Source organism: Lacibacterium aquatile, assembly GCF_042683105.1.
Taxonomy (GTDB): Bacteria; Pseudomonadota; Alphaproteobacteria; order Elsterales; family Elsteraceae; genus Lacibacterium; species Lacibacterium aquatile.
In genome coordinates this window covers 425,353-438,969 of the sequence record NZ_JBHUIP010000014.1, presented here as the reverse complement: position 1 = coordinate 438,969, position 13,617 = coordinate 425,353, and the positions used below count along the sequence as shown (strand labels likewise).

Genomic DNA, 13,617 nt, shown 5'->3' with positions numbered 1-13,617 from the left:
GCCTATTGGTCCAGCAGGATGCCGGTGTCGAGCCAATAGCCCAACTGGTTGTCGATGGTCTGCAAACGCAGGCGAAGCTGATCGTTTGGCACGCTGCGCCCGTCGCGATCCTCGATCTTGCCGATCAGGAACTTGTCGACCACCCGCTTGGCCTTGTCGCCCGACTTGTCGCGGCGCAGGCGGACCGTCAGCGGGGTGCGCTGCTGGATCGAGCTGATATCTGCATTGTCGGCATAGGCCAGATTATAAAGTCGCGTCGCAGGCCACCAGTCGGCAGCCATCTGGCGGAAGCCCAACGGCATCGGCCCCCGGAACTCCACCCCCGTCTCCGGCAGCGGCCAATCGGTATCTTCCAGATGCATATCCGTGAAGAACTCATCGTCCTTCAACAGACGGCTGCCCCGGTCGAGCTTGCCGAAGAAACGCGCGGTTGAAGCCGGGCGCAGCAGGTCCGCGCGGAAGTTGAAGTTCGGTAACTGCCCCTCGGACAGCAGGCAGATCATGGCGCCCACCGCTGCAGTAGTCTTGGGATCGGCGATGGTGGCGCGGGCATCGCGGAAGGGATACCAGCCGCCAACGCGGAAGCGATGCAGCGGAATGATACGGGCGGGCGGCAGACAGGCCGTCTCCCACAGCAGCTTGGCGATCGCAGGCAAACGTGACGGACGGCCAGATACGAGCAGCACGTCACAGCGGAAGCGCCAGACCATCTCTCCCAGGGCCTGCATCATCTCGCTGAACGCCTCCCGCACCGTACGGTCGATCTCCGCCACATCGATGGGGATTTCCAGCTCCAGCAGATTGAAGGCCGGATCGCCCGCCTTGCGGACCTCGGCATTCACATAATCCACCAGCATCATCGGTAGCCCGTCGCCCTCATTGAAGAAGGCGCTGAAAGGCCGCCGCTCCAGGGCGGGTGGATTCTGCGGGTCATTCTGCTCGTAGGTCGAAAGCAGCGCGATGGCGATAGGCGCCGCGATCTGGGTCGCGAACTGCTGACGCCGCAGCTGTTCGATCACCTTCATGTCGCCCCGGTCGCCGCCGAACAGCTGCGACAGGATCGACTCGGCCCCATCGGCGCCTAGCGGACCATCGGCCAGTCGCTTGCGCAGCGGCGGCAACACATGTTCGCGAACCACTTGTTGCACGGCATCGTCACCGGCCAGATTGAAGCCTTCGCGGAATTCTTGGGTCGGCGAGACGGTGACATTCGCTCCGCGGCCATCAACGTCGAGGCGCGTGATCACCAGATCGGTGGTGCCGCCGCCGATATCCAGCGTTGCCACCCGCAGCGCATCCTTCATCGCCGGATCGGACTTATTCACCGGATGCCGCATGCTGTCGAAGAAAGCGCGGGCGTCGCCGGAATAATTTACGGCTATCTGGGTGTAGAAATAAATCGCCTGGGTCGCACTCGCCTCGTCCCACTGCAGCCGCACCTCGGGGCCAACGGTGGGCTGATCGGCGCTGCGGCGCACGTCGGAGGCATAATGGACCGCCGGGCGGCCATCCGCACCCTGCTCCCGCCAGGCCAGCCCCAGCGCCATATAGGCCAGCTCGCAAGCCGCCTCGGCCTGTTCGGTCAGGATCTGCCGCTCGGCCAGCGGCATCGCGGTCGGCATGGTCATGATCAGACGGCGCAGGCGGCGCGGCAGCCGCTCGTTCGCCGCCCGTCGCACCCGGTGGGCGGCGGAATTCATCATGCACAACGCCTGAAGGATGATCTCCGCCAGGGTGAAGGACATGAGGTTACGGCGGGCATACAGCGCGCGGATCGACGGGAAGCTGTCTTCCAGCGGCATCCCCGGCCCGGTTTCCATCCGGTGCAGCGCTTCGCCCTTATCATTGACCAGGGTGGTGAAGGCCACCCCGGTCGCAATGTCCGACTGTTCGCCCGAAATGAACGGACTGTTGAAGCGCCAGCTGTCCCGCCGTGCATCCTCGTCCCACAGATAGCGCTTGGGGCTGGACAGACCCGACGCCCCCTCACTGCCACGACGCAAGCCCGCAAGGCGGGACGCCTCCGGCCCCACCCGCACGATGCTGGGCCAGGAGAAGCGGTCAGCGAGGCCAGAGCGCAAGGAGAGATGGTCGCGCCCGAAGCTGGCCCGGCTGAACTCGATCCGACTGGCAAACGGGTCGGTATAGACATTGTAGGGGCGCGAGAGATCCCGCAGCTTCAGCTTCACTGCATTGGTGATATCGGCGCCGGTTTCGCTGGGGTCCGCCTCGATCAGCAGGCCGCAGGTACGTGAGTTGCCGAGATCCAGCACCAGATCCACATCAATGGGTGCGGCATGACCTTCGGTCGCCCGATCCACGATGACAATGGCAGGCAGCACGCCCGAGGAATGCAGCCAGTCGAGATAGGCGCGATAAGCTGCCAGATGCAGCATCGGCTTACCTTCCTCAACCATCCAGGCCTGTACCTCCTCGATAGTCGGTGTCGGCACGGATCGGCCCTTGGCGGCGGCGCGCTCGCGCTTCTCCACCACATCCTTGCCTGCCTCGATGCACCAGTCGCGCACCCATTCTTCCTGCAGGTACCAGTCTATCGGATCGCGATAGGAGGGCAGCGCGAAAGGACGGCCGTTCTTGGCGTCGCTTGAGCTTGGCGCGACATAGGCTTCCTCTTCAATGAAGGGGATGAGACGGGTATCCAGGCTGACCGTAACCCGGTGGGTATTGCCGTCGGCATCCGCCTCGGTCAGGCGATGCAGGAACACCCGCGCCCAGTTCGTCGGTCCCCGGAAGAAGCTGCCGGACAGATCGCGCCGAAACAGCGGCAGCGGCATCCATTGGTCGCCGAACAGAGTCTCGATGTCCTTGAGGTCGACCTCGCAGGTCACACGGCCAGTGCCGCTCGCTCCACCAGGGACTTCCCGCTGCACCAGTTGCGGCAGGTCCTTGCCGGTCAGCGCCCAGGCCTTATCCGCGTAGAACCCCCAGCGTTCCGGCATCTCAGTCTGATCTTTTCCGACACGGATGCCGAAATCCAGGAACTGCAATCCGCTTTCCGGGATGATGGGCACGCTGTCGTGAAAATGGCTCAGTTCCGCGAGGGGCATGACTCACCGAAAATTGTTCGAGAACATTCAAGACGTTGAATCTGCATAGCCTATCGGCAGCACAGACACAAAGTTAAGGTTTTTCCAGTCCGACACGATAACGGCTGCCATCAGGATTGACACCATAGCAGGCTGTGACACCGCTGGCCGTACGGTCGCATTGGGTTTGCGAGCGGTCATAGGTACGGCCGTCCGGGCAGACCAGGTCGCCCTGCTCCTCCAGCACCAACTGCCCGCCCTTGAAGGTACCGCGCGCCGGGGCCTTGCATTCAACACCGTCAGCGCGCCGCACCACCGCTTCGCCCCGACCGTCCTGGCCGAACCGATAATATTGCGTCAGTGCCTCGCCGGTATTGTTGTCGATCAGCCCCCGGCGCGACCGCCACAAGCCATCCAGGAAGCCGGTATCACCCTTCGCAGCTGCGTCGGGCGGGATCTCCATCGGCTTGCCGGGCGGCGCATCGGGCCGGGGTGGTGGTGGCACGGTTGGTGGTGTTGTGGGCGGCGGCGTCGCTGGCGGCGTGACCGCTGGCGGAGTCGTGGCGGGCGGTGTTTCCGGCGTTCCCCCAGGGGGCGTAGCCGGAGTCGTGGGCGTCGTTCCCGTACCAGGAGCAACCGACCCAGGGGCGCCAACACCAGGAACCACCGGGACGGGGGTCACCGGCTCAGGCAGAGAAGGCTTAATCTCTTCCGGCTTCTTGGGTTCTTCAATGGCGGGTGGCACCGGCGGGACGACCGGCTTTTCGTCGCGCCACCATCCCCAGAACCACCAGAGCAGCAGAGCCAGCAACAGCAGCAACGCCAACAACCACAGCAGCCACTTCCACCAGGGAGTGGTGGCTACGACAGCAGCTGCGGCCACCGGCGCGGCCGGGCCGCCAACCGGCGCTCCGGCCGGAGGCGGAGCGAAGCTGGTGACCACTGTGCCTTGTGCGGACCGGAAACCCCAGAAGCTTAAGACCGGCTGCTCACCGACCAGATGCACATGCTCGATGCCCGGAATGCTGAGGGCATTATCGATCAAGGCAGCAAAACTCAAGGCGCCGCCATCCTGCGTTCCCGCCCGGATCTCTGCAGCATAGGCTTTGAGGTCGGCCTGCATCATCTCAAGTGTCAAGGCGGTGCGGGTCTGCTCCTCGGGCGATAGATCGCTCCAACGCCGTGCCTCACCCGGCACCTCGGCCACCCAGCGGATGGTTTCGTCACGGGCATCCTGGTCGGGCCGGGAGAAAAGCGCCGCATGCTCCGCCCCAAAGCGCTGCGTCAACGCCGCCTTCAGCTGGACATGGGACTCGAACACCGGCTGCCCATGAATACCGATGGGCTGATAGCGATCGGCAGGCGCCGCCGCCAGGACGGTTCCCAGTCTCATAAGGCCCCCCTCATGGCCTGCAGTTACGCATGTCAGGCTGCTTGGTCGCCTGCTGCAGCTTGCGGGCAAAGTCGGCAGGCGAATTCGGCTTCAGCACCTGCCCGCCGGTCGCCTGGGCGACACATTGGATCGCGGCACGCCCGCCTGCATCGCCGGAAATATCGATCACATTGATGACCGCATTCGGCTTGGCCTTCTTCAGGGCACGGGCAGCAGCGCAGGGATCGCCCCCGCAGGTATCCTCGCCATCCGAGACAACGACAATCACCGAGTCCACATCGTTGGAGACGATATTGCCCGCCCGCTCGATGGATCGGGCCAGCGGCGTCCCACCCCAGGGGCTGAGGCCGTTGACCTTGTTCAGCAGTTGCTGACGCTCGCTGTCGGAATAGAAATCGTCGCGATTGACGGCATCGCAGCCCCGGAAGTCGATCAGGCCGATGTCGATCCCCGGCGGCATGCCCTTCACCACACCATCAATGGACCGGCGCGCCTGATCGATACGGGACGATCCCCCCGCGAAGTTTTCATTCATGCTCCCGGAGCCATCGACGATCATCACCACTTCCGGTTCGTCGCCCGGACCATAGGACGGCGTGCAGCTGGGCGGCGGCGTCGCATCGGCACGCGGCGGTGTCGGTGCCGGAGTCGGAGTCGGACGCGGCGTGGGGGTCGGGGCCGGTTTCGGCGGCTCCACCGGCTTTGGCGGTTCCGGCTTAACAGGTTCGGGCTTAACAGGTTCGGGCTTCGGGGGTTCTGGTGTCGGAAGCGGTTTTGGCGTCGCGGGCAGATCTTCGGCCCGCCGCGGCGGGGTCGGATCATCAGGGACGCAGCGGTTCAGAAACTCCGCCTTTTCCTTGCCAAGCTGCGCCTGCTCATCCTTCAAAGCCTGAAGCCGCCGTTCGAGGTCCGCCGTCGGATCGGCAGGCGCTGCGGGCGGATTGGGATCGGGCACTTGCACGATCTTCGGCATCATCGGCTCGCAGGCCTTGAGCAGCAGAAGCAGCAGGAGCAACAGCAGCAGGAACGGCAGCAGCCAGAACAGCCACCCCCAGAATCCCCGGCGTGCAGGGGCTGCCGCCATCGCGGAGACAGTTGCTTCAGCAGCAACCGGAGCCGGGGTTGGGGCCGGAGTTGGTGCGGGCGGAGGCGGCGCCATCGGCGCCACGGGGGCAGCGACCACCCCTTCTGTCTCGTGCCCCCACATGGCGAGGACCGGCTGGTCGCCGACCTGATAGAGGAAATCGGCCCCCGGCGCGGTCAAGGCGAGCGCCAGCATTCGGCCGACCAGTTCCCCCGTCCCGCCGCTCTGGATCAGGGTCTGGCTCAGCGACGCGATATCGGCCTTCAGCGCCTCGGCATCCGCACGCAGCTTTCCCTGCGCCTCGGGCGGCAACTGCGTTACCGGTGTCACGGTTCCAGGCAGGGCTGAATACCAGTCGATACGCTGCCCTTTGGGGTCGATGCGCGGCAGGGCCAACAGGGCCGCATGGCGGGGCGAGAGACGGCTGGAGAGAATGGAGGCGAGCTGCCGATGGGAATCGACAACGGCCTGTCCATGCACCCCCAGTTGTCGATATCCCCCTGTCGGGCTAGTCGCGATCAGCCGGTCGGCCATGGGGTGCTTGTCGCCTCTTGCTTGGCATTGCTTCTGGCAGGAGTGTAGAGTCTGCACTGCGTGCTGCGCAAGGCGGGCGGCAGTTAATTAACTTTTAGGACAGGCGGATGGCCGCATCGGCTGCAGAGGCGAACAACAACGACCGCAGGTTCCTGGGCGCCATCCCCGGCCGCTGGCTCTGGCTGGCGATGATGCTGTTGCTACTGCTTGGCATCCTGGCGCTGGGGGCTTGGATCTGGTGGTTCAAGAAGCCGCTGGTCATCGAACAGATCATCCCGGCGCAAGCGGCGGAGCTTGCCCCGGACATCCAGAAGCGCGCGGTCCAGTTGGCCGACGAGATCGCCGCCCTGGAGAAAGCCATCGCCGACGCCCGCAGCCAGAACAATCCCCTGCTCTGCCCGCCTGGACAGAAGCTGCGGCAAGGTGCGGCACTGGCTCCCGCCCCGCTTGCGCCCACCGCGACCGGCCCCTTAAAGACCCTGACCATCCCGGAATTGACGGATCGGCTGGAGAAAGCCACCGCGCTGGTGCTGACGAGCGACAGCATCGCCACCGGCTTTTTCATCGCCCCCGACCTGCTGATGACCAATCGCCATGCGGTCGAAGATGCCAAGAACGGCCGCCTGCTGATCGCGAGCGCCAGCCTCGGCCGTGCCGTTCCGGCCCAGGTCGTTCGCACATCAGCCTCTGGCAAGCCTGGCGCCGCCGACTTCGCCCTCGTCCGCCTCACCGAAGGAAGCGCTCCGGCGACACTGCCCCTGACCAGTCAGAACGGCAAACTGACCGCTATCGTGGCTGCCGGATATCCGGGCCTGACCGTCCAGAATGATCCCGGCTTCCGCCGACTTGTCTCAGGCGACCCCAAATCCGCCCCCGACCTCAATCTCACCCAGGGCGTGGTGCAGTCTCTCCAGACCTCCCCTCAAGGGGTGCCGGTAGTGCTGCATACCGCGTCCATCCTGCAAGGGAATTCCGGCGGACCGCTTGTGGATAGCTGCGGCCGGGTCATCGGCATCAATACCTTCATCACGGTCGATGCCGAGAATGCGGGCCGCATCTCCTACGCCCAGACCTCGGGCGCGATCAGCGATTTCCTGGCCCAAAGTGGCGGGCGACTGCCTTTGGACAGCCGCCCTTGCCCCTCGAACTAGCCGCTTACGCGGCGGGCGACTGCCTCTCGACAGCCGCGCTTGCCCCTCGAACTAGCCTCTATTCGGCTGGTTGAGCCACAGGCTCAGGCGCTTCTGCCTCGGTCTTATCGGCCAGCGTGCCTTGGCCCAACGCGATCGTCAGGGCCGCCGCCACACTGGCGATGACTGAGACCCAGAAGCCGTTCTGCGCCCCGAAATTATCGACAACCCAGCCTGTGGCGAACGACCCGAACGCCATACCGATGCCGATCCCGGTCATGACCCAGGTCACGCCTTCCGTCAGCATCGACTCCGGCACCCGGCGCTCGATCAGGCCAAAGGCGGTGATGAAGGTCGGCGAGATCGCAATCCCGCTGACGAAGACCGCCGCCGCCAGCAGCGCAACCGATGTGCCGGCAAACAGCAGCGGCACCGACGTCACCGCCAGAATGCTGACCGCGATCAGCAGTTGGCGGCGCAGCGCCATCTTGGGATTGAGCGCACCCAGGATCAGACCCACCACGAAAGACCCCACGGCATAGACGCCGATCACCAGAGTGGCCCCGCTCTCCTGGCCCAATTGCTTGGTGATCGCGACGGCACTGACTTCCGCCGTAGCAAAGGTCGCGCCGACAAAGATCAGGGCCAGGGTGATGATCTGCACAGCCCGCAGTCGGATCGCCGACCCCTGCGGTCCGGCAGCATCGACGGGACGCACTTTCGGCTCGGTGCCGCGTTGAAGCAGGAAGGCTGAAGCGCCAATGGCAAAGAAGATCGTGCTCGCCAGCATCCCCGCTTCGGGGAACAGCGAGACGGACAAGCCGACCGAGATCGACGCCCCTGAGATATAGATCAGCTCATCCGCCGCGGATTCGAAGGCAAAGGCCGTATTGAGTTCGGGCCGGTCGCGGAAAATCTCGCTCCAGCGCGCCCGCACCATGGCCGAGATGCTGGGCATTGCAGCGGCGAGGAAAGCAGAGGCAAACAAAGTCCAGACCGGCCAATCCTGGTTCGTCGCCAGGATCAGCAAAAGAAAGGCGATGACCGATATCGCCGCCGCCGGTCCGCCGACCGCAGCCTGGCCGAACCGATCCACAAGGCGCGAAACCTGGGGAGAGATGAAAGCATTGGTCAGGGCAAAGGTCGCGGACACAGCGCCCGCCAGCCAATATTCGCCATGAGTCTGCGACAGCATCGCGACGATCCCGATGGGCGCCATCGCAAACGGCAGGCGCCCCATGAAGGCTGCAGCCGAAAAGCCTTTAGCCCCCGGCGCACGGAAGATTTCGGCATAGGGATTGGACATTTAAACAGCTCCTTGATCGAATGCCCGCTTCACATATATACGTGACGTATGTGAATGACATAATCGCATACACTTCGTATGTCAATTAACATACGCGACGTATGCGAGATTATTTTTGGAGCCCTCCCAATGCGAAAATCCCGCCAGGAGATGATCGCCGAAACCAGAGCCAAACTGATCGCCGCCGGGCGCCATGCCTTCGGCACGGTCGGTTATGCCGACAGCTCGATGGATGATTTCACGACCGAAGCAGGCCTGACGCGGGGCGCGCTCTATCATCATTTTGGCGACAAAAAAGGGTTGCTGCAGGCGGTCGTCCATCAGATCGACTCTGAAATGTCGCAGCGTCTCAAGGAAATATCGGAGCGCACTCCGGATGCCTGGCAGGGCGTGCTCGACGAGTGGGTCGGCTATATCGAGATGGCGCTAGAGCCGGAAATCCAGCGCATCATGTTCCGCGATGGCCCTGCTGTCCTGGGCGATATTTCCCAATGGGAAAACAACAACTGCTGCGTCATGGTGCTGAAAGAACGTCTGGACGCTCTGAAAGCGGACGGCAAGCTCATCGATATCGATACGGAAAGCGCCGCCCGCCTGATCAACGGCGCCAGCAGCCACGCCGCCACCTGGATCGCGAGTTCCGACAACCCGCAAGAAACCTCGCAAAAAGCCGTCGCCGCTTTCCGCGACCTGCTGGAAGGGTTGCGGCGGAAGAGCTAACCCGCGACCTGCGTCGCCAGGATGCGACCCAGCAGCCCCGTCAGTTGCTCGCGATAGCCGGTGCGCCCCGACGGCTCATTCTCGTTCGAGGTCATCACCACGACCATATCGAGCGACGGCACGATATAGAGCATCTGCCCGCCATACCCCCAGGCATAGCGCACCTCGTGCTCCCCCACCCTCCGCAGGAACCAGCCATAGCCATAGGCATCGCCGGTAAAGCGCGAGGCAGTGCGCGGCAGCCAGGACTGGTCGATCCAATCTTCCGAAATCAGCCGCACCCCGGTCGGATTCCGCCCGCGATTGCGGTAAAGCTCGCCGAACGCCAGCAGGGAACGCGGACTCATCGCCATCTGATTGCCGCCGAAATAAATCCCCTGCGGGTCCCGCTCCCAGGCCGCGATGGCAAAGCCAGGCATGCCGCCCAGCCACTCGCGCGCCAGCTGCAGCGTCGATTTCCCGGACACCCGGGTCAGGATGGCCGACAGCAGATGGGTCGATCCGGTGGAATAGAGCATATCGCCGCCCGGTTCATCGACGAAGGGACGGCTCAAGGCGCCCTGCACCCAGTTTCTGCCCGCCGTCCAGCGGCCATAGAAGGCGCCCGACGTCCGCTCCAGTCCCGCCTGCATCGACAGCAGATGCCCGATGGTGATCTGCCGCAATCTCGGGTCGGGCTTGGCAGGCAGATCGGCTTTCAGCAGCGGGGCGATCAATTGATCCGGCCCGCTCAACAGCTTCTTGTCGATGGCGATCCCAACCAGGGCCGACACCACCGATTTGGAGGCCGATTTGATATTGGTAGCCCGGCTGGTGGAGCGGCCCCGATAGCCGCGCTCAATCAGAATCTCACCACCGCGCGCGACGATCACCGTCTGCAGCGTCTCGAAACTCGCAGCCTCATTCAGCAGACCCTCAAGGGTAGCCCCTTGCGCCTGGGAGAAGCGGCTCAAGGCCAGCAGGCTGGCGGTTCCGGCGATGAAGGCGCGACGATCCATGAATGATGGTAAGCCTGTGCTTTATGGCGACAGCGTGACCTCGAAAATGGAACCGGGCCGGACCGAGGGGCACCTCGACCGACCCGGTTCTCCAGGCGGATATATCCTTAGACCCGCAGGTCCGCCTGGATCTCTTAGCTCTCGCCTTCCTGGAACGCCTCCTCGCGGCGTTTACGGATGACGGGCAGCACCACGATCAGCAGCAGAATGGCGGCGACGGCCAGCAGGCTTGCGCTGATCGGGCGCGTCACCAGCACCAGCGGATCCCCGCGCGAAAACAGCAGGGTCCGCCGCAGGAACTCTTCCATCATCGGCCCCAGGATGAAGGCCAGCAGCATCGGCGCCGGTTCGGCCTCAAGCTTTCGGAAGACATAACCGAGCACGCCGAACACGGCCATCAGCCCCACGTCGAACACATTATTGTTCACGCTGAACACGCCGATGGCGCAGAAGACGATGATGATCGGAAACAGGAAGTGGTAGGGGATCGAGATCATGCGGACCCAAAGCCCGATCAGCGGCAGGTTCAGCACCAGCAGCATCAGATTGCCGATCCACATCGACACGATCAGACCCCAGAACAGCCCCGGCTGTTCGGTCATGACCGCCGGCCCCGGCTGGATGCCCTGCATGATCATCGCGCCAATCATCAGCGCCATGACCGTGTTCGACGGCAGGCCGAGGGTCAGCATGGGAATGAAGGAGGTTTGCGCGCCCGCATTATTGGCCGCTTCCGGCGCCGCGACTCCTTCGATGGCGCCTTTGCCGAACCGGCTCGGATCCTTGGCGATCTTCTTTTCGATGGAATAGGCGCCGAAGGATGCCAAGGCCGCGCCCCCGCCGGGCAGGATACCCAGAACCGACCCCAGGGCGGTGCCACGGAAGATTGGCCCCAGCGTGCGCTTCCAATCCTCCCGCGTCGGCATCAGGCCGGTGACCTTCTTGGTCAGGAGGGTACGGTCCCCCTCCTGCTCCAGGTTCGCGACAATCTCGCCGATCCCGAATATGCCCATGGCCAGCACGACAAAATTGATGCCGTCGCTCAGTTCCGGGATGCCGAAGGAATAGCGCTGTACCGCCGAATTGACGTCGGTCCCGACCATACCCAGCAACAGCCCCAGCAGAATGATCCCCAGCGCCCGCAGCAGCGATCCATGGGCCATGACGATGGACGCGATCAACCCCAATACCATCAGCGAGAAATATTCCGCCGGACCGAACTTCAGGGCGATGACCGTCAGGCTGGGGGCAAAGACCGCCACCAGGATCGTGGCGACCGTGCCCGCGATGAAGGACCCGATGGCAGCGGTCGACAGCGCGCGTCCCGCCTCGCCCTTCTGCGCCATCTGATACCCATCAAGGGCGGTAACCACCGATGACGGCTCGCCCGGCAGATTGACCAGAATGGCCGTGGTCGATCCGCCGTATTGCGCGCCGTAGTAGATACCGGCCAGCATGATCAGCGAGGTTTCTGGCGGCAGACCGAAGGTGACGGGCAGCAGCATCGCGATGGTCGCAACCGGCCCCAGGCCCGGCAACACGCCGATGGCCGTCCCAAGGAAGACACCCAGCAGGCAATAGAGCAGGTTCTGGAAGGTCGCGGCGACGGTGAGGCCGAGCCACAGATTATCGAGAATATCCATGACTACCCCCTCACGCGCCGAAGCCGGGCACAAGGCCCGTGAACCAATCGCCGACCAGCGGCATCGGTACCCCCAGGCCCTTCACGAAAACGGCAACGCAGAACACGACGAGCAGCACCAGTCCCAGCACCGGCTTCCAGCCTAGGCGGAAGCGAACGCTGGCAACTGCGCTCACCAGAGTCAGCACGATCAAGGCGACGATCAGCCCCGCCCCCTGCAGCAACCAGCCGAACGCCAGCACCGACACGGTGATAAGGCTCAGTGCCTTCCAATTGAAAGGCGCGATGGGCGCGGAATCCTGGACCATCCCCCGCGCGATCGAGATCAGCCCCAGCAGGATCAGCAGCGCAGAGATCACGGTCGGGAAATATCCCGGCCCCATCCGTCCGGCCGTCCCGAATGCATAGCCACGCGCTATCGCCAACCCGGCCAATCCGCTGACGGCAAAGATGATCCCTATCCAGAAATCTTGCTGGCCTTTGATTTTCAAAAGCATAAAGCCTCCCTGTCCCGGCAGCTTATGCGGCTGCCTTGGCATAGTTCAGTCAGGTCCACTTAAAAACCGGATGAAAGATCAGCCGGTATCGGTTCTCCACCCATTCATGGGGGCAACGGTCTGGCCGCTGCGCTCATGCATGGGGACAAATTCAGGCACATAGGGCGCCGAAGGGTTCGCCCAACGGTGCAACAGCTTGGCATGCAGCGCCGCGCCCTGCTCGGCCGAGCTATAGCCGATCATCGTGAAGAAATCGGCGTGTTCCGCGACCAGATCGGTGCGCCCCAGCAGCACGACGGACATACGGGCCGGGATGGTTCCGAGGTGACGTTCGAGCAGGCTGCGCAGCACGGCGCCATTCTCGACGCCCCAGACCAGCACGGCGGTCATCTTGTGCTGATCCTTGGCCGCCCGGATCTGCTCGACCACCAGTTGTTCGTAATCGGCATGGGGCAGTTTGGAGAGTTCGACGATCTCCAGCAGCCTGTCGGCAAACTCCGGCCGCTGGCGCAGACGGCGATAGCGCAGCTTGCCCAACTCATTGGCCAGGAAGCTGCTGGCGGTGGTGATATAGCCGATACGCCGATGCCCCTGCTGCACCAGCAGATCGATGGCGCGCGCCACCGGCTCGCCCCATTCAAAACCGACCGCATCGACGTCGGTCCCCATCAGCCAGGCACCGTCGACCACCACCGTGTCCGTCTTCTTGCGAATCGCGGTCAGCATATCGATGGGCAGTTTTTCGAAGAAATTCTGCACCAGACAGGCGTCAAACCGAGGCATGCCCTGCAGCACCTGCTTCGCATGATCCGCATCGGAATAGGCAACTTCCAGCGCCAGATCGCCCGATTGCAGGATACGGTTCTGCACATCGTCGGCGACGAACCGCGCCCGTCCCGTGCTTAAGACCCGCCGCAGCAGCATGACGCTGCGCCCGCGCTGCTTCACCAGCGGCGGCTTTTCGACCGGCAGTTCGACCGAACCGTCGCCGCCTTTGACAAAGAAGGTTCCGCGCCCGATCTGAGCAGAAATGACGCCTTCGTGTTTCAGGTCGGCCAGCACCCGCTGCACATTGGGCTGCGACAGGCTGAAATCCCGCATGAGGTCGCGCACCGGCGGCAATCGGTCGCCCGGCAAGGCCTTCGCCGCCAAGTCCCGCAGATGATCCTGAAGCTTCGATAGTTCGACCATGCACCGCCACTCTCACGCTTACAGGTCAGGTGTATATACGATACAATACAATATGACCAGCCCAGAAAAGCGTAA

At 63.7% G+C, this 13,617-nt stretch carries 10 protein-coding genes; 2 read left to right on the top strand and 8 right to left on the bottom strand.

Annotation, left to right across the window (positions count from 1 at the left end):
* Positions 1-2 precede the first annotated feature (2 nt).
* The 3 genes from ACFSM5_RS19165 to ACFSM5_RS19155 form a co-directional block, all read right to left on the bottom strand.
* A complete protein-coding gene (locus tag ACFSM5_RS19165; protein ID WP_379878201.1) occupies positions 3-3,068 on the bottom strand; it encodes a virulence factor SrfB in 3,066 nt (1,021 codons plus the stop codon).
* 73 nt (positions 3,069-3,141) lie between these two features.
* A complete protein-coding gene (locus ACFSM5_RS19160; RefSeq protein WP_379878200.1) occupies positions 3,142-4,440 on the bottom strand; it encodes a hypothetical protein in 1,299 nt (432 codons plus the stop codon).
* 10 nt (positions 4,441-4,450) lie between these two features.
* Positions 4,451-6,058 carry a VWA domain-containing protein gene (locus ACFSM5_RS19155; protein ID WP_379878199.1) on the bottom strand — a complete coding sequence of 536 codons (1,608 nt, stop codon included), beginning with the start codon at positions 6,056-6,058 and terminating at the stop codon, positions 4,451-4,453.
* Positions 6,059-6,165: 107 nt separating this feature from the next.
* On the opposite strand from ACFSM5_RS19155, the gene ACFSM5_RS19150 reads away from it, so the two are divergent.
* Complete coding sequence (locus ACFSM5_RS19150; protein ID WP_379878198.1) at positions 6,166-7,209, top strand: S1 family peptidase; 1,044 nt, start codon at positions 6,166-6,168, stop codon at positions 7,207-7,209.
* A gap of 58 nt (positions 7,210-7,267) precedes the next feature.
* On the opposite strand, the gene ACFSM5_RS19145 is transcribed toward ACFSM5_RS19150, so the two are convergent.
* Positions 7,268-8,494, bottom strand: a complete 1,227-nt coding sequence (locus tag ACFSM5_RS19145; RefSeq protein ID WP_379878197.1) for an MFS transporter — start codon at positions 8,492-8,494, stop codon at positions 7,268-7,270.
* 129 nt (positions 8,495-8,623) lie between these two features.
* On the opposite strand from ACFSM5_RS19145, the gene ACFSM5_RS19140 reads away from it, so the two are divergent.
* Complete coding sequence (locus tag ACFSM5_RS19140) at positions 8,624-9,214, top strand: TetR/AcrR family transcriptional regulator (protein WP_379878196.1); 591 nt, start codon at positions 8,624-8,626, stop codon at positions 9,212-9,214.
* Here ACFSM5_RS19140 and ACFSM5_RS19135 read toward each other — a convergent pair.
* The 4 genes from ACFSM5_RS19135 to ACFSM5_RS19120 all read right to left on the bottom strand — a co-directional run bounded on the left by ACFSM5_RS19135 (position 9,211) and on the right by ACFSM5_RS19120 (position 13,542).
* On the bottom strand, positions 9,211-10,212 hold the full coding sequence (locus ACFSM5_RS19135) for a serine hydrolase domain-containing protein (RefSeq protein ID WP_379878195.1): 1,002 nt from the start codon (positions 10,210-10,212) through the stop codon (positions 9,211-9,213). The genes ACFSM5_RS19140 and ACFSM5_RS19135 overlap by 4 nt on opposite strands.
* 134 nt (positions 10,213-10,346) lie before the next feature.
* A complete protein-coding gene (locus ACFSM5_RS19130) occupies positions 10,347-11,855 on the bottom strand; it encodes a tripartite tricarboxylate transporter permease (protein WP_379878194.1) in 1,509 nt (502 codons plus the stop codon).
* Positions 11,856-11,865: 10 nt separating this feature from the next.
* Positions 11,866-12,351 (bottom strand): tripartite tricarboxylate transporter TctB family protein, encoded by a 486-nt coding sequence (locus ACFSM5_RS19125; RefSeq protein ID WP_379878193.1) that lies wholly within the window; start codon positions 12,349-12,351, stop codon positions 11,866-11,868.
* Positions 12,352-12,429: 78 nt separating this feature from the next.
* The gene (locus ACFSM5_RS19120; RefSeq protein WP_379878192.1) at positions 12,430-13,542 is read right to left on the bottom strand and encodes a GntR family transcriptional regulator; all 1,113 of its coding nucleotides are present in this window, start codon (positions 13,540-13,542) and stop codon (positions 12,430-12,432) included.
* Positions 13,543-13,617: the final 75 nt, after the last annotated feature.